Annotated in this window: 15 protein-coding genes; 8 read left to right on the top strand and 7 right to left on the bottom strand. The window is 44.3% G+C overall.

Translation table 11 applies throughout. The features are described from left to right. Positions 1-4: 4 nt before the first annotated feature. Entirely contained in the window at positions 5-1,138 is a 1,134-nt protein-coding gene (locus LY387_RS10100) for a membrane protein (protein ID WP_042477395.1), read from the top strand. A 70-nt stretch (positions 1,139-1,208) separates the two neighbouring features. On the opposite strand, the gene LY387_RS10095 is transcribed toward LY387_RS10100, so the two are convergent. From LY387_RS10095 to LY387_RS10080, 4 genes are all read right to left on the bottom strand, one after another. Then, the gene (locus LY387_RS10095) at positions 1,209-2,570 is read right to left on the bottom strand and encodes an L-serine ammonia-lyase (protein WP_234493996.1); all 1,362 of its coding nucleotides are present in this window, start codon (positions 2,568-2,570) and stop codon (positions 1,209-1,211) included. A gap of 104 nt (positions 2,571-2,674) precedes the next feature. After that, a complete protein-coding gene (locus LY387_RS10090; protein WP_234493995.1) occupies positions 2,675-3,925 on the bottom strand; it encodes an aromatic amino acid transport family protein in 1,251 nt (416 codons plus the stop codon). Between the two features lie 229 nt (positions 3,926-4,154). Then, on the bottom strand, positions 4,155-4,748 hold the full coding sequence (locus LY387_RS10085; protein ID WP_234493994.1) for a CoA pyrophosphatase: 594 nt from the start codon (positions 4,746-4,748) through the stop codon (positions 4,155-4,157). A 90-nt stretch (positions 4,749-4,838) separates the two neighbouring features. Further along, positions 4,839-5,174: an Hpt domain-containing protein gene (locus tag LY387_RS10080; protein WP_234493993.1), complete on the bottom strand. Its 336-nt coding sequence runs from the start codon at positions 5,172-5,174 to the stop codon at positions 4,839-4,841. A 314-nt stretch (positions 5,175-5,488) separates the two neighbouring features. On the opposite strand from LY387_RS10080, the gene LY387_RS10075 reads away from it, so the two are divergent. After that, entirely contained in the window at positions 5,489-6,361 is an 873-nt protein-coding gene (locus LY387_RS10075) for a sigma-70 family RNA polymerase sigma factor (protein ID WP_234493992.1), read from the top strand. Between the two features lie 12 nt (positions 6,362-6,373). Here LY387_RS10075 and LY387_RS10070 read toward each other — a convergent pair whose 3' ends face one another. Both LY387_RS10070 and LY387_RS10065 read right to left on the bottom strand, forming a co-directional pair. Beyond that, a complete protein-coding gene (locus tag LY387_RS10070; RefSeq protein ID WP_234493991.1) occupies positions 6,374-6,817 on the bottom strand; it encodes a hypothetical protein in 444 nt (147 codons plus the stop codon). A gap of 71 nt (positions 6,818-6,888) precedes the next feature. After that, complete coding sequence (locus LY387_RS10065) at positions 6,889-7,233, bottom strand: hypothetical protein (protein WP_234493990.1); 345 nt, start codon at positions 7,231-7,233, stop codon at positions 6,889-6,891. A 133-nt stretch (positions 7,234-7,366) separates the two neighbouring features. On the opposite strand from LY387_RS10065, the gene LY387_RS10060 reads away from it, so the two are divergent. The 4 genes from LY387_RS10060 (at position 7,367) to LY387_RS10045 (ending at position 12,763) form a co-directional block, all read left to right on the top strand. Then, positions 7,367-9,370 carry an EAL domain-containing protein gene (locus tag LY387_RS10060; protein WP_234493989.1) on the top strand — a complete coding sequence of 668 codons (2,004 nt, stop codon included), beginning with the start codon at positions 7,367-7,369 and terminating at the stop codon, positions 9,368-9,370. Positions 9,371-9,397: 27 nt separating this feature from the next. Continuing rightward, a complete protein-coding gene (locus LY387_RS10055; protein ID WP_234493988.1) occupies positions 9,398-10,339 on the top strand; it encodes a hypothetical protein in 942 nt (313 codons plus the stop codon). Between the two features lie 170 nt (positions 10,340-10,509). Continuing rightward, positions 10,510-11,049 (top strand): heme NO-binding domain-containing protein, encoded by a 540-nt coding sequence (locus LY387_RS10050; RefSeq protein ID WP_234493987.1) that lies wholly within the window; start codon positions 10,510-10,512, stop codon positions 11,047-11,049. 7 nt (positions 11,050-11,056) lie between these two features. Then, positions 11,057-12,763: an ATP-binding protein gene (locus LY387_RS10045; RefSeq protein ID WP_234493986.1), complete on the top strand. Its 1,707-nt coding sequence runs from the start codon at positions 11,057-11,059 to the stop codon at positions 12,761-12,763. On the opposite strand, the gene pabB is transcribed toward LY387_RS10045, so the two are convergent. Next, positions 12,749-14,155: an aminodeoxychorismate synthase component 1 gene (gene pabB / locus LY387_RS10040; protein WP_234493985.1), complete on the bottom strand. Its 1,407-nt coding sequence runs from the start codon at positions 14,153-14,155 to the stop codon at positions 12,749-12,751. The two genes, LY387_RS10045 and pabB, sit on opposite strands and share 15 nt — an antisense overlap. A 205-nt stretch (positions 14,156-14,360) precedes the next feature. Here pabB and LY387_RS10035 point away from each other — a divergent pair, with 205 nt between their 5' ends. After that, a complete protein-coding gene (locus LY387_RS10035) occupies positions 14,361-15,881 on the top strand; it encodes a fumarate hydratase (protein WP_234493984.1) in 1,521 nt (506 codons plus the stop codon). Positions 15,882-15,979: 98 nt separating this feature from the next. Then, positions 15,980-16,165 (top strand): hypothetical protein, encoded by a 186-nt coding sequence (locus LY387_RS10030; protein WP_042477374.1) that lies wholly within the window; start codon positions 15,980-15,982, stop codon positions 16,163-16,165. Positions 16,166-16,237: the final 72 nt, after the last annotated feature.

The following is a 16,237-nucleotide window of genomic DNA, read 5'->3' as shown; positions in this document are numbered from 1 at the left end:
TAAGATGGAAAACAATAAACCTAGCCTTGCGATCAGCAAGCAGCAGTGGATGCTGATTATTGTAGCGGTATTAGTCAGCCGAGCCGTGTTATATGGAACGGGGTTAATTGGTACCCACGCATATAATCCAGAGACGGTCGCTAATCTTGATCTATGGAAGCAAATCTGTCGTTTTGATTGTATGTGGTTTCAGCGTATCGCAGACGATGGCTACGCGTTAGTGCCAACTTACATGAAAGGAGGCAATGCCGCCAACTGGGCATTTATGCCTGTCTCTCCCTATTTAGGAAAATGGATGTCTTGGCTGGTGGGAGATACCAACTTAGCATTGATCTTAGTTTCAAATCTAACGTTTGTATTTAGCATTGTCGTCTTTCTAAAGGCGCTTAAACAGCTTTCTATTCGTGAAGAGATGCAAGAAGTCGCTGTCTGGCTTATGTGCTTCTCGCCATACGGAGTATACGCTCTGTCTGGATATTCAGAGCCACTCTATATTGCTCTAATAAGCGGGGTGTTTATCGCGTGTTATCGTCAAAACTGGTGGTTAGTAGGACTGTTAGGTCTTGTTGCCGCAATCACTCGTAATTTAGGTGTGATGTTAGTGTTTTCAGTGCTGATATTCGGTGTACAAGCGTACGGAGCAAGTAGCTTTTATCGACTAAAAGATAACGCTCTGTCGGTCATTGGAGCTATCTGGCTCATTCCACTAGGCTTCTTTACCTATATGATGTACTTGCATTTCCATATGGGAGATGCCCTTGCATTTGGCCATATACAGATTGCATGGGGTAGGGTGGTGAGCAACCCTATTGAGTGGTTAGTTTATGGCGTGGAAACAGGTGGTGCGAAACTTTATCTCGTCATCGTATCGCTGATGGGGTTTGCTCTTAACGGATATCTATTTGCCAAAAAGCGATACGCGGAAGCGGTGTTCATGCTTATCAATCTGTTAATTCCTCTTTCATCAGGGGTTAACGCTATGCCTAGATACATCTTTGGCTTGTATCCTACCTATCTTGCAATAATTCTGCTGTTGGACAAATACCCTAGAGCTCGAATGCCCACCTTGCTGGCAGGAGCGGTGCTCTCAACGTTTTTTGCGATAGGGTTCTATTCAAACGTATTTTTCACTGTTTAAAGAACAAAAAGTGTAGAAAACAAAAAACCGAAGCCTTGGCTTCGGTTTTTAATAGGCATGCTAACGAGGATTAGCACACGACCTTAATTGCCAAACCACCTTGAGAAGTTTCGCGGTATTTAGCGTTCATGTCTTTGCCTGTTTCAAGCATCGTTTCGATGACTTTGTCGAGAGATACGCGAGGAGCCGAAGCTCGGCGTAGTGCCATGCGAGTTGAATTGATCGCTTTTACTGCAGCAATGCCGTTACGTTCGATGCATGGTACCTGTACCTGACCAGCAACTGGGTCACACGTCAAGCCTAGGTTATGTTCCATTGCGATTTCAGCCGCCATACACACCTGCTCTGGGCTACCGCCCATAAGCTCAGCAAGACCAGCAGCAGCCATAGAACATGCAACACCAACTTCACCTTGGCAGCCGACTTCAGCGCCAGAGATAGACGCATTTTGCTTGTACAGTCCACCAATCGCACCAGACGCTGCGAAGAAGCGGATGTAGTCCTTCTCAGTCACGGTTTGGATGAACTTGTCGTAGTAAGCAAGAACTGCTGGGATAATTCCGCACGCACCATTAGTTGGTGCTGTTACAACACGACCGCCTGCAGCATTTTCTTCGTTTACTGCGAAAGCAAACATGTTAACCCAGTCAACAACCGACATTGGGTCAGTCGTCGTTTTCTCTGATGTGATAAGTTGCTGGCGAAGCGCTGCGGCACGACGCGGTACGCGCAGTGGACCTGGCAGAATACCTTCAGTGTTCATACCACGTTCCATACACTCACGCATGGTACGCCAAATGTTAGCAAAGTAAGTGCGCGTCTCTTCATCTGAGTGGATCGCGTGTTCATTTGCCATCACAAGTGTACTAATCGATAGGCCATTGTCCTTACATAGATTAACGAGCTCTTCAGCTGAATTAAACTCATAAGGCGCTTTGAGTGCAGAGATTTCTTCTTTTCCAAAGTTCTCTTCGTCAACGATAAAACCACCACCGATAGAGTAGTAAGTTTTTGAGTAAGCCAACTCTTCGTCGATCCAAGCGTGGATCTGCATGCCGTTTTCGTGCAGCTCCAAGTTGGTAGTATGGAAGTTCATTCCGCCTTCGCGCGGGAATGAAACCGTATGGCAATGCATGCCAACGGGTAGACGTTCAGTTTCTTCAACGCGAGCTATGAATCCTGGGATTGAGTCGATGTCGACTTTCTCTGGCGAGTTACCTGCCAAGCCCATGATGATAGCAATATCTGTGTGGTGACCTTTCCCTGTCAGCGATAGTGATCCATAAACATCTACAGTGATCTTGGTGATGTCTCTTAGCTTACCCATAGTACGTAGGTCGTCGATGAACTCTTTACCAGCTTTCATCGGACCAACGGTGTGTGAGCTTGAAGGACCAACACCAATTTTGTAGATATCAAAAACACTGATCATACTGATTTGCCTCTAGAAAAGCCCCTAAACGTGATAGGGGCTTAAATTATCGTTATTGTGTATCGAGATACGGTTTAATCGAGATGTTCAATTGACAGCGTCAATTAAAAAGCGCCGTAGATTACCGAAGTAATCGCTGCAACACCACAGATTGCTGTAAAGATTTGTACAGGTGCAGAAGTTTTGTACTTCGCCATTGCTGGTACTTTCTTCATTGCGTAAACAGGCATCAAGAATAGGATTGCAGCAATCATTGGTGCGCCCATGGTTTCAATCATACCTAGGATGCTTGGGTTGATGATCGCAACGATCCAAGTCGTCACTACGATGAACACTAGAGACGCTTTCTCAATCTTACCGATAGGTGCTTTAGAGCGTGATTTACCAAGACCAACTAGACCTTCGTGAGCACCAAGGAAGTGACCGAAGTAGCTTGAAGTAATTGCAGCGAATGCAACAACAGGACCTAGGATCGAGATAAGAGGAGACTCGTGAACGTTTGCAAGGTAAGACAGTACAGAGATGTTTTGTTCTTGAGCGATAGAAAGCTGCTCTGGAGACAGAGAAAGTACTACCGAGAATACGAAGAACATAACAAAGCCCATCAGCATCATTGCCGCGCCGCCGGTAATCATATCCGTCTTCTTAACTGCTTCCTCACCGTAAACACGACGTTGCTCTTTAGAGAACTGAGAAATGATTGGGCTGTGGTTAAATGAGAACACGATGATAGGGATAGCAAGCCAGATAATAGCAGGCATTGAACCCCAGTCTGGGCTTACACTCATCATTGAGGTGTTCCAGTCTGGAATCAGGTATACAGACAGTGCTAATAGGATGAACACCAATGGGTAAACCATCGCTGACGTCGCTTTTAGCATGAGCTCTTTACCGAACACAACGCCACATGTCATTGCACCAATCAGACAACCAGATAGAAGCCAACGAGGAATAGATTCCATGCCCATTTGGTTGACTAGGAATGAGTCCACTGTGTTTGTGATACCTACACCGTAGATAAGAACAATCGGATAAATAGCGAAAAAGTAAGCGAAGGTAATAAGGTTTGCACCCGCTTTACCAAAATGTTCTTCAACAGTGTCCGTGATATCCGCATTTGGGTTTTTAGCAGAAAGAACAAAACGCGCTAAGCTCTTGTGCGCAAACCATGTCATTGGTGCTGCAATTAGGGCTAGGATAACTAATGGCCAGAAACCGCCAGCACCTGCTTTGATTGGAAGGAAAAGTACGCCAGCACCAACAGCCGTACCGAAGAGAGAAAGGGCCCAAGTGAAATCTTTGTAGGTCCACTTAGACGAAGAGCGGCTCGCTGCCGCAGTAGTTGTGGTAGTCATAGGTTAATACTCATTTTTTGGGAACAGGAAATAAGTCGGCGGCAATATTGCACGTAAATTGCAGGTAAAAACTAGATCTAGGTCATGATTTTGATGGGGATATAAGTAGCACGAATGTTTTCGTTATTTTAGTCACGTTTTTTGTGTGCTACTGATAAGTTGAGTTGTGTTTAGGGATTAGAAAAAATAATGCGAAAGAAGGGCAAACGTTTGGCTGAAATTAGAGTAATTAGTTTAACAATAATTGAGTTTGTAAGTTTTCGATGATTTGAGCGGTGACACCCCAAATAAAATGTTCTTTATAAGGTATAGACAAAACACGATGGCGCTTACCTTGAATATGAAAAGCAACAGAAGACAGATTTTCAGGAGAAGCTAAAAACTCAAGAGGGACCTCAAAAAGATAGTCGACTTCATTGGTATCGATTTTAGGACGGTAATTTGCATCGACAAAAGCTAGCACGGGTGTGACGTGAAAAGCAGTAACGGTCACCAGTTTCGGAAGGTTACCAATGATCGAAAGGTGTTCGTGAGATACACCGATCTCTTCTTCAGTTTCACGAATAGCAGTAAAGACCGGGCTGTCGTCCGTTGGTTCGACTTTTCCCCCAGGGAAGCTTATTTGACCGGGATGGTGCTTCAAGTGGCTAGCTCGTTTCGTCAGTATGACGTGAAGTCTACTCTCACGTTCAACTAAGCCGATCAGTACACTAGCCTCTCGAAGTGAGCGTCTATCGACGCTTGCAGTTCTTTGTTTTGTATCCTTGTGATAATCCTTAGTCTGAAGAAGCTGAAAGCGTGCTAAAAAATCGGTTTTGGTCATAAAAACTCACTACTACTAGACCTTGGACACAAAAATCTCGAAGCTCCAGCCTTTATCGCGTTTATTGATGGTTGAAGAGCTAAACAGGAATCAAACCATAGAGGCAAGGTATTCGTTAATCTGACCTTTAATCACGCCGAGTTCCTGAATAACAAATTGAATATCGTCGGCTTGAGGTGCCTCACCATTACGAGTCGTTCCTTCAATCGCTTCTAGTTTCTCTACCGCTTTCCCTTCACCAAAGCTAGCAAGAATGCCTTTGAGCGAATGTGCAGTGATGAATAGCTCACTCCAGTTTTGCTCGTTGTAGAGTGACTGAATTTTTTCCGCGCCATTCTCATGTTCTTCCATAAACGCCATAAATACGGCTGCGATGATGTCCTCGTCATTATCCATGTAGCTACGAAGTACGTCGAAATCTATCATCCTACTGTCCTTTTATTATGTTTGCCGATACTTGGTTAAGAGATTGCCCTATTTCGTTACCAAACTCAGATACTTAACAACCTTAGTATAGATTATAAAAAAGAGAAGTCAGTGATCCAGTAGATCTAAACTTTATCTTCGACCTTGCCAGAGATCTAAGACTTTCCTACTAATTTGCTCATTTTTTGAGTAATGCGTATGAAGTAAATTTTGATGCATAGCATAAACGTGACTATTCTTGACTATGCGACTCACCTCGAAACAATAGAATGAATAAGTTGGCTAGGGTCGCGCTTAAAAAAATGGAGATGAACATGAGCGCAAGGATCGAAAACACTAAAACTGAGTTTGCCGGCGGCACGGCCGACTTTTACTCAAAGTACATCCAAGACGTTGTTGGGATCGACCTACTGACCCCCGAGCAAGAGTATCACTATGCGACGCTTGCACGTCGCGGTGATAAAGCGGCGAGAGACGTACTTATTGAGTCAAACTTGCGTCTTGTCGTTAAGATTGCAAGAGGCTATACAAAACGCGGCTTAAACAACCACACTATTCTTGATCTCATAGAAGAGGGAAACCTTGGATTGATCAAAGCGATAGATAAGTTTGAACCTGAAAAAGGTTTCCGTTTTAGTACTTATGCGGTGTGGTGGATTCGTGAGAGTATTGAATCTTCGTTAATGAATACCGGACGCACTGTTCGTCTACCCGTTCATGTGATCAAAGAGATCAACCGCTTGTCCAGACAAACCAATGACATGGTGTCTGATCTGAAAAGAGCCCCTTCAGTCAAAGAAATCGCCGAGCAGACTTCAAACTCGCAAAAACACGTCAGTGAGCTTATTCACATGAGTGGTTTCATCGAATCGAGTTCATCGGTTGATATTGTAGACAAAGAGTACACTAGCTTAGATACATGTCGATCAGAAGCAATACCTGAGCCTTACGATACTTGTCATGATGAAATGTTATTGAAAAGCCTTGAGAGAGTGGTGCTATCTCTGCCAGAGAAATATAGAGATATCGTGATACATCGATTTGGACTTTTTGGAAAAGAAGTGCTCACTTTAGATTGTCTAGGTGAGATGTATGGGCTTTCTAAAGAGCGTGTCAGACAGTTACAGCAAGAAGGGGTCGCGAAACTTCAGAACAGACTTCGCTTTGATGGCTGGGTTAGTAATTAGCGACGGTTTTAATCAGTGTTGCAATGGAGCTTCGTTTGAGGCCTTTAACAGCAGATTGTTAAGCCGATATTGCGTTGGGGATTGCGGTAAAGTCGTTAAGACACGTCTAAAAGCCGCGAAATACACGTGACTACGCAGCACGGTTAGGATTGTCGATTCAAGGCGTTCTAATCGGCTGCGTTTTTCTTTCTCTGAAGAGGACAGCCAGTTTCCTTTAATCGTGCTTTTGGAATCAAGTGACAAGCTATCCCAAAATGTTTGGTCCTCACCGAATAGTGGTGAGTAACCGCTTTGGTACCATGCCTCAATCATCTCCCTAATCTCTATCTCTTCAAGTGGTATTTCTTGCTCACTCAGTTCGACGCCTTTAGGTAGAGTTTCACAATAAGAGTAATCGAGTTTGTTTTTTACGTATTTGTACATGATGTAAATGGGTAGTGATGACTCAGTTAACATATCATAAGCCAAAGCGCTTCTCTATTGATAAATATGAAATTAGAGTCTTCGCTCGTTATTTTTCCGTTTAGCTATGCAGCTTGCTTTTCTAACAAGTAATGAAGGTACTGACACTCGAGTGAATCCTTGCGCCACTGTGAGGTAATTCTTCTCAGAGCACTTTGATATGCTCGACATCGGATCAACACCGCTAGAGTTTGAGTCAGTCTTTTGAAGTTGCTTACTTGCTCCCAGAAGTTCACTTTTGTGTCTTGGGCGTCGATAAAAGGGACAAAGCCAGCCTCGTACCAACATTCTAATACCTCTCTAATTTCGAACTCTTCTTCTGGGATATCCCCTTCGATTAACCGCGTGTGCATTGGAGGTGCAATTCGATATTCATCGTCATAGATGTTTTCAACGTAGACGTAATCCATTTGAATCCTCCATAGGTGAGCCACATGACAGTAAACTAGAAACTAAAAAATAAGATTCAAGGAAAGATCGGCTTGAATTTAGCTTTGATTCTCCTAGTTTGCTTCTGTGCAACAAAGTCCCAAAAGAGAGACTTTGAGCAACACGTTGTTGGCTTATAAAAATAGAGAGAGCAAGATGCTATCTAAGCAGGCTGAAGCAGAAAAATTGTTCTGGTCGGAACATTTACACGACATCACTACCGAAGTGTCGAAGGGCGCATTTTGGCAACATGTGCTGGGTTACGATGCCAATCAGTCTAATATTAATCCACCCTCTATCGACAGTGTGAACCATATCTTAACCCTAATAAGAGATGTTCAGTTTACTGGTTCGCCTTCTGCTGTCCCTATTGCTTTAGAAACAACACTAGGTGAGCTAATCATCGTTAAGTTTGAAATCTATTTGATATTAGACAATAACGTAAAAGGGTGTATCGAGGTGCTTTCACATACGGAAGCACGCCTAGCCAGCACCGAACTTTTGGAACACGTGTTGGATGATCCAACTCGAGGGATTCTAGTCACCAATCAAAAGCATCGAGTTTTATTTGCCAACGAGAAACTGTGCCGAGACCATGGCGTATCTTCGATTTCGCTATTAGGAAGGGATATCAGTGATGCTGACCTTTTTCATAGTGATAAACGACATATTGAGGCTTTTCAGAAGCGTATTGAGCGTGAAGCGAAATGGCGTGGTGCGCTAATAACGAAAGCAAAAGATGCTCGTTCTACGCTTGAAATGGTTTATATCAAGAAAGTGGAAATAGCTAAAGACCAGTGCTTCTTCATCTATACATTTTTAGGTGAACACCAAAAGCCTGCACACCCTAAAGTCCAAAACTCGACAAGTGCGCCTAATTTAAATGAAATGGATGAAGTTGCATTTCGAAAGAACGCCAGGAGACTTTCTTCAAAAGGAGGAAAGTATATAGTCGTAAGTTTGCGTCCTCGATTCTACTGTGAACTAGAGGCGGAATCTCGTCAAAAAGTATTCATTGCATTAAAAGCTTTCCATGATGCAGATAGCTTTGGTTACCTTGGTAGAAACACTTTTGTTGTGTTATTGAAAATACGAGAAAATGATGTTGAAGATGTCGCTACCATTAATCTATGTATCAAGCAGTTTTTCTCTGGACTTAGTAAATATTTAGAAGACCACTTAGTTAACGACATATCTGATGGACAGATAGGTGTTGCGCTTCATGGCTTTAACAAGTGCGGCATGGATGAGGTGATCTCCCAATCTGTACAAGCAATGTTTGTTCATGATTCAAAGTCGAGTAGCGTCAACTTCTATGATGAAGTGCTAGTCCAAGCGAGCATTCGTCGAAGAAAGCTAGAGAGTTTGCTCTTAGAAGCGATTCAAAACAAACAAATCGATGTTCATTTTCAACCGATAGTGGATACCAAGTCAGGCGAAGTGGTGAAGTTAGAAGCGCTGTGCCGATTCCAATTCTCAGAATTGGATTATTGTGTTCAAGAAATGATTCATCTGGCGGAAGAGCTAAAGATGATCAACACCATTGATATGTTGGTGGCTGAACGCGCGATTGAGGAGTTTCTCGCTTTGGATGCGAGTGTCCCGCAGAAACTAACGCTTTCTTTAAACTGTTCAATTGCCGATACGGATTCACCGCATCTCGATGAGCTCTATGAGTTTATCAACGCTTCACCGGTTTCAAACAAAGATGTGACAATTGAGATTACTGAAACGTCCTACTTCGAAAAAAACATCAATAACTCTAATCTCTTAGAGAAGATTCGTTCATCGGGTGTGAAAATAGCCGTAGATGACTTTGGTACCGGTAACTCGTCATTTTCCTATTTTAGTGACTTCCATTTTGATGAGTTGAAGATAGATCGTAAGTTCATCACCGATATCGACCAAATAAAGCAAAAATTCTTTGCGGTTAACATGTTGAGACAACTGTCGCATGATCTCAACATTAAGGTAGTGGCTGAAGGGGTAGAGCATGCTAGAGAACTTGAGACGCTTAAACTGATCGATGTTGATTACATTCAAGGCTATTACTTTTATCGTCCGATGAGCTCAAAGCAATTGAAACAAGAGCTTATCGCTTCGGGTCGAACACATTAACTTTTCGTCGTATTAATTGGAGCTCACATGGATAGCGAAGGACAAAATGGTGCTCTATTGATACGCCTATCCAATGGTGCGCTGCTATTTAACCGCGAGTTTTTAAAGAGCCAACTTTCAGAGCCGAACGCTTTATCTCCCGAGCAAGTTCTATGCGAAAACCCGGAGGGCATTTTTAAAGACTTTGGCAATGGGTTTTACGCTTTCATCTCGACCCCGGCTCCCAGCTACAAACTCGTTTTGACCTGTATTTTGGGAGATGTTTCTTTCACAACTTGCTGTAATTTAGATGTGACGAAAGCTTTAGAGCTTCCGAAAGAGCTAGCTATCGGGGTAAGACCCCCAGAGGTTTTGGGCTACAGCATACTGAGCGATGGAACGGTAATGATTCCGGTAACGATAGCAAAGAAACATGCCTCTGATACTTATGCAAATCTAGGGCTGTCGGAACTTGTGTCAGCGACAGTGTTAGAAAACGGATATGTGTGCGAGCGCACTAGTCGTTATCTTATCGTGTATCCACGAACTTCACATGAACATCGAAAAAATAATACCGTATGCCATTTAATACTCAAATATAGCAAAGTAGGACAGGAGTCGGAGCATCACTCCAGCATGTGTGTTGTGCCTGGTATTTTTGATAGCATTTTTACCGATAGATCGAGTTTAAACAACAAAGTTGCCTGCTTTCATCAGAGTGAACTCAAAGCGATGATTCCAGATGTAGCGAGTCCAATAGCCTTTGTTGATCGCGTCTACTCGCTTAAGGATGAGCAATTCTTGGAGCCCAGAGGAGATGGATCGTTTGTCGACCTAAACAGTCAATGCTCCCGTGAACTCGATGCCTATGTCTACTTGGTTAGCGATGGGGTTGAACATGTCGCCCTTTGCGTTGCCATTAACGCTCGAGCCAATCCTGAGGCTGCTATGTCTAGTCGCGGGGTCGCCTATAAAGACTCAATTCACTAAGTTCAACGATAATGCGAGTTTTAATCTTTTCTATGGGCTCTACAATTCGATTAAGCCTTAACTTATTGTTTGAAAACTAACAATATTTGAAATCAGTCGAGAACTGTCCTAAAACTTTAAGTTAAAGGGTAACCTCAATTTAGAATACGTAGCTGGCACGGAGAAAGTGAATGAAAGGAATTATCTTTACCGAGTTCATGGAATTGGTTGAGGAGAAGTTTGGTTTGGATGTCTTGGACGAAGTTCTGGAGATGTCAGGGGATGAGGGGGTCTATACGGCTGTAGGCAGTTACGACCACAAAGATCTCGTCAAACTCATTGTTAACTTGAGTAAAAAGACCAATATTGACCCCGCTACACTGCAGCAAGTTTTTGGGCAAACGGTATTTAAAACACTACTTAACTCGATTCCTGAGAATGCGAGCATTGGCAGTAGCGTGTCTACGTTTCAGTTTATTCGACATGTAGAGGATTATATTCATGTTGAAGTGAAGAAACTCTATTCTGATGCTGAACCGCCAAAGTTTCACTTTATTAGCGAGACTGAAACAGACATGGTAATGGACTATCAGAGCGCTCGTTGCATGTCACATGTTTGTCTGGGCTTGATTGAAGGTTGTGCTGAACATTTTGGTGAGTCAGTCAAAGTAGAAATGACTCCACAAACAGAAGATAGTAGCGTCGTCCGTTTTAATTTGACTCTAGCCTGAGGGTGACATGCCTAGTAGTTCTGCCATAGAACGAAAGCTGAAGCGCGAGATTGCAGCTAGAAAAGCGGCAGAGGCTCTTCTAGAACAGAAGAGTTTAGAGCTTTTTAATGCCAATCAGCAGTTAGAGGTTGCATTAAAGCAGACGGAAGCTCGCTCTGAAGCAAGTTTCTTGCGCTTAGATTTTCAGCAAAAAATAGAACGTATCCTAATCCATTTTGGGCGTACCTTCCTGCGCACAAATCTTGATGATGTTCTGGTTATAGAGTTAGTTAATCAACTCTCTGAAATCAGTGATGATGTCGCATGTTCTATTGAGTTACCAGGCAAGCCGATACCCACACTCAAAAAATCTCAATATCAAACTAAGTCTTATCTAACCTTGGGAGAACAAGACGACATAGCCAGGTCCTGCATACCGATTGAACTCGAGCAAGATGTCATCGGAAAACTTGAGTTGGCCGTAGATGAATCTACCTTTGATATGGATTTTGTCAGTAGCCAGATGTCTTTAGTTTGTGAGTTGCTCTCTAGCTCGATAACGCGTCAAATTATCAACATTCGTTTGGTCGAATCCAAGGAGCGAGCCGAGGCATCTGAGCGTTCTACTCGTGAGTTTCTAGCGATGATCAATCACGAGTTGCGGACACCTCTGAACGGCTTGCTAGGAAGTGTTGAACTCCTTGCTGATACTGGGTTGAGTGATAGTCAGAAAGATTTGCATCACAACCTGAGTCAGTCGGGGCAGCTGTTACGATCGATCATTAACGACCTATTAGACTTCAGCAAAATTGATGCAGGAATGCTGGAGCTAATTGAGTCAGATTTCACTTGGAAAAGTCTAGAATCCACGCTGCGAAGCATTTTTGAGCACAAGGCTCAGGAAAAGCAGATAGGGTTTGTTATTAAGTCTAATGGCTTTGAGCAAAGGCTGATAAAAGGCGATCTCGAGCGTGTAACACAAATCTTTGTCAACCTCATTGGTAATGCGATTAAGTTCACCGACAAGGGCAGAGTAGATGTTGTAGTCAGCAATGGCGACAACGGGCTAAATATCTCTGTTTCCGATACGGGCATTGGGATTAGCGCGGCCGCGCAGAAAAAACTATTTCAGCCGTTTACCCAAGCCGACAGGTCGAGTTCGCGAAACTATGAAGGTACAGGCCTTGGTCTTGCCATCTGCCGTCGATTGGTCGAGCTAATGGGGGGAACCATCTCACTTGAAAGTGAGCTCGGCAAAGGTACGATATTTCACGTTCTTTTACCGCTCAAGACGACGGTTCAACAAGCGGCCAATGAGCAAGTGCAGACGGACAATGCCGCAGAGCCAGATTTGTCATCTCTCAAAGTCCTGGTCGTAGACGACATAAAGATGAATCAAGTTATTATCACCAAGATGCTCAGCAAATTGGGTATCTCTCCCGATTTAGCCGTCAATGGTCTTGAGGCGGTCGAACATGCGACTAATCAGGAATACGATATTATCTTTATGGACTGTAGAATGCCGGTTATGGATGGCTTTGAAGCCACTAAACGCTTGCGAGATGCGAGCTATGTAAAACCCATAGTAGCGCTAACCGCAGGGACTACGTCGGAAGAGCGACAGAACTGTTACGACGTAGGTATGGACGATATTCTTTCTAAGCCATATACCGCCAAAGACCTTACTCAGACTTTGGCGAAGTGGGGACCTTCTTGGGGATTAGAGGCTATCTAAGATAGGCAGAATTTTGCCAAGTTTGTGATAGGTCTCTTGGTATTCATCGTCACAAACACTGTCGGCAACAATGCCTCCGCCCGCCCACGCGTATACTTTTCCTTTTGTAGCAATCAGCGTTCGAATGGTGATACTGGTATCCATCACACCATGTGCGCTGATGTATCCAATACTGCCACAGTAGACGCTTCGTCTGTGAGGCTCGAGCTCTTCAATGATTTCCATCGCGCGAACTTTAGGTGCACCAGTTATTGACCCTCCAGGAAAGCAGGCACGGAGTAAATCTGTGGCACTGTATTGATTATCAAGCTCACCGACGACCGTACTCACTAAATGATGTACTGCAGGAAAGCTTTCAATCTCGAACAGTTTAGGAACCTTTACTGAGCCTGGCTTTGCCACTCGACCAATGTCGTTTCTCAGAAGATCGACGATCATTAAGTTTTCCGCCTGATCTTTGGGCGCGTTCGCTAACTCATCTGCACTGAGACGATCTTTGTCTGCATTACTAAATCGTGGCCTTGTCCCTTTGATAGGTTTGGTTTCGATATCGCGATGATGAAGCTGTAAAAAGCGCTCCGGAGAAATACTGAGAATCGCGGTATCTTCTGTTCGGATAAAAGCACTAAAAGGGGCTTGGTTGTGCTCATCTAGAACATCAAAGGCATGCCATTCACTTCCTTGATACTCAGCGCAGTGTCGCTGCGCGAGGTTAATCTGGTAGCTATCGCCGGCCGCTAAGTATTCTTTAACTGAGTTGAAGCGCTGCTGGTAATCATCTTGCGTCATGTTTGATTGCCATTCGCTACTCAGTTTAAACGGCGTACGTTCGCTGGGCTTTTGACTCTTTAGCCATGCCAGTTGAGCTGCGACATTAACGCCAGCCACGACTGCCTTTTGTTCTTGATGATCGACGAGCAGCGCCCAATCATAAATGCCTATAGCCATATCGGGAGCACTGATATCGTGCTCGGAAATCGTCGGGATGCGCTCAACGCGTCGTCCTAGGTCATACGCAAAGTAACCAACTGCACCACCAATAAAAGGCCAGTCAGTCGTGAGCTCTTGCGTGCCAATTTTCGCTTTCACCAGTTGATCGATAATAGTGAACGGGTCTTCGTCATTAGAGCGTACGAGGTCGCCTTCTGTAACTTGAGATTGCGCGCCAAAGGTTTGCACGGTCGCCACTGGTTTCGCCACCAAAATATCGAATCGATTGTTCTCGTGCTCGAGCGTCGAAGACTTCAAGAGCATCGCCCATGGGAGGTGCTCGATGGACGCGAAGTATCGTTTGGCTAAATCTGGTTGGTAAGGCAGGTCAACGAATTGAATAGATTGGCTTTCTTTTTTGTTCATTTGCTTAAACTGTGACAGAAACGTTGTCGCACTCATGGCGCATAGTGGAAAGCAAGAGTATCATATTTTCACAACAAAAAGTCGGACATTTAGCCCTGATAAAACTATGGTTAAAGTGAGTGATGCTAAGCGCTGTAATCGCAGTACTTACTCACTTCTTCGTTGTTTCGAGAGAAACGGATAGGGTTTGACAGGCCAAACAGTGCGGCACCCTGGAAGCTAAAATTATAAGAGGTATTCAATGGCGGTTATTCGTAAAGAAGATGTGATCAGCTCCGTTGCTGATGCATTGCAATACATCTCGTATTACCATCCTCTCGATTTTGTTCAAGCCCTAGACAAAGCTTATCAAAAGGAAGAAAGCCAAGCGGCGAAAGACGCTATCGCGCAGATCTTAATCAACTCACGTATGTCAGCAGAGGGTCACCGACCTATCTGCCAAGACACGGGTATCGTGACGTGTTTCGTGAACATTGGTATGAATGTTCAGTGGGACAGCGATCTTACCGTGCAAGAGATGATTGATGAGGGCGTTCGTCAAGGTTACACCAACCCAGATAACCCACTTCGCGCATCGGTACTGAAAGATCCGGCTGGCAAACGCATCAACACCAAAGACAACACACCAGCTGTCGTACATATCAACATGGTGCCGGGTGACAAGGTTGAGATTCAAATCGCAGCGAAAGGTGGCGGTTCAGAAAACAAAACTAAGATGGTAATGCTAAACCCATCTGACGATATCGCCGAGTGGGTAGAGAAAACACTCCCTACTATGGGGGCGGGTTGGTGTCCACCGGGTATGCTGGGTATCGGCATTGGCGGTACAGCAGAAAAAGCAGCGGTACTGGCAAAAGAATCGCTGATGGAACACATCGACATTCAAGAGCTTATCGACCGTGGTCCTCAAAATGCGGAAGAAGAGCTGCGTCTAGACATCTTTAATCGAGTGAATAAGCTAGGTATCGGTGCGCAAGGCCTTGGCGGCCTAACAACGGTTGTTGATGTTAAAATCAAAACAGCACCAACGCACGCAGCATCAAAGCCTGTTTGTATGATTCCTAATTGCGCGGCGACGCGTCATGTGCACTTTACGCTAGATGGCACGGGTCCTGCTGAACTCACGCCACCAAAACTGGAAGAGTGGCCAGAGATTACTTGGGAAGCGGGTGAGAACACGCGACGTGTTAACCTTGATGAGATCACCAAAGAAGACGTTCAAGAGTGGAAAACAGGCGAGACGCTGCTGCTTACGGGTAAAATTCTGACAGGTCGTGATGCCGCCCATAAGCGTATTCAAGGCATGTTAGAAAGTGGTGAAGGTCTACCTGAAGGTGTCGACTTTAAAGGTAAATTTATCTATTACGTTGGCCCAGTAGATGCGGTAGGCGATGAAGCAGTAGGTCCAGCAGGTCCAACAACCTCGACTCGTATGGATAAGTTTACCGACATGATGCTGTCTGAAACTGGCCTAACAGGCATGATTGGTAAAGCGGAGCGAGGCCCTGCGGCGATTGAGTCAATCAAAGAGCACAAAGCTGTTTATCTAATGGCGGTAGGCGGTGCTGCATACTTGGTAGCGAAAGCGATCAAGAAGGCGAAAGTTGTTGCGTTTGAAGATTTGGGTATGGAAGCGATTTACGAGTTTGAAGTCGAAGACATGCCAGTGACTGTCGCGGTGGATTCGAGTGGTGCGAATGCTCACCAAATCGGTCCGGATACGTGGAAAGTGAAAATCGCGGAAGCGGAAAGCGCATCCTAGTTTGAGTTCAAAAAAGTGAGTGTGTGAAAACATACTCACTTTTTTTTATCTATAATTCAGGCGTATACTGAAGAAAAAGAACCAAGGAGAGTGCAAACATGCCTCGATTTATACAAATATTACAAATCGCAGTACTACTAGTAGTGGGTTTCTTTGTTGGCTATGACCTGATTTTACACGGGATCAGTATCTTCAACGAAAAATACGTCACCATGGCGTGTGTGCTGACCGTATTGCTGGAAATTGCTCTGTTTGTTATCTACAAACTCATCGAAGACGATTAATATTTTCTAACGTCCGAATACTCTAAGCCCCTGAATAATATCAGGGGTTTTTTGTTCATATTTGGTTAATCT

Origin of the sequence: Vibrio maritimus, assembly GCF_021441885.1 — a bacterium.
GTDB classification, from domain to species: domain Bacteria; phylum Pseudomonadota; class Gammaproteobacteria; order Enterobacterales; family Vibrionaceae; genus Vibrio; species Vibrio maritimus_B.
This window is presented reverse-complemented; position numbering and strand designations above follow the sequence as displayed.

Bases quoted from the DNA above. Each gene is read 5' to 3' on its own strand.
- LY387_RS10055 (WP_234493988.1), top strand. From the start codon at position 9,398: ATGGATAGCGAAGGACAAAATGGTGCTCTATTGATACGCCTATCCAAT.
- LY387_RS10080 (WP_234493993.1), bottom strand. From the start codon at position 5,174: ATGATAGATTTCGACGTACTTCGTAGCTACATGGATAATGACGAGGAC.
- LY387_RS10050 (WP_234493987.1), top strand. From the start codon at position 10,510: ATGAAAGGAATTATCTTTACCGAGTTCATGGAATTGGTTGAGGAGAAG.
- LY387_RS10045 (WP_234493986.1), top strand. From the start codon at position 11,057: ATGCCTAGTAGTTCTGCCATAGAACGAAAGCTGAAGCGCGAGATTGCA.
- pabB (WP_234493985.1), bottom strand. From the start codon at position 14,155: ATGAGTGCGACAACGTTTCTGTCACAGTTTAAGCAAATGAACAAAAAA.
- LY387_RS10085 (WP_234493994.1), bottom strand. From the start codon at position 4,748: ATGACCAAAACCGATTTTTTAGCACGCTTTCAGCTTCTTCAGACTAAG.
- LY387_RS10090 (WP_234493995.1), bottom strand. From the start codon at position 3,925: ATGACTACCACAACTACTGCGGCAGCGAGCCGCTCTTCGTCTAAGTGG.
- LY387_RS10070 (WP_234493991.1), bottom strand. From the start codon at position 6,817: ATGTTAACTGAGTCATCACTACCCATTTACATCATGTACAAATACGTA.
- LY387_RS10075 (WP_234493992.1), top strand. From the start codon at position 5,489: ATGAGCGCAAGGATCGAAAACACTAAAACTGAGTTTGCCGGCGGCACG.
- LY387_RS10035 (WP_234493984.1), top strand. From the start codon at position 14,361: ATGGCGGTTATTCGTAAAGAAGATGTGATCAGCTCCGTTGCTGATGCA.
- LY387_RS10095 (WP_234493996.1), bottom strand. From the start codon at position 2,570: ATGATCAGTGTTTTTGATATCTACAAAATTGGTGTTGGTCCTTCAAGC.
- LY387_RS10065 (WP_234493990.1), bottom strand. From the start codon at position 7,233: ATGGATTACGTCTACGTTGAAAACATCTATGACGATGAATATCGAATT.
- LY387_RS10030 (WP_042477374.1), top strand. From the start codon at position 15,980: ATGCCTCGATTTATACAAATATTACAAATCGCAGTACTACTAGTAGTG.
- LY387_RS10100 (WP_042477395.1), top strand. From the start codon at position 5: ATGGAAAACAATAAACCTAGCCTTGCGATCAGCAAGCAGCAGTGGATG.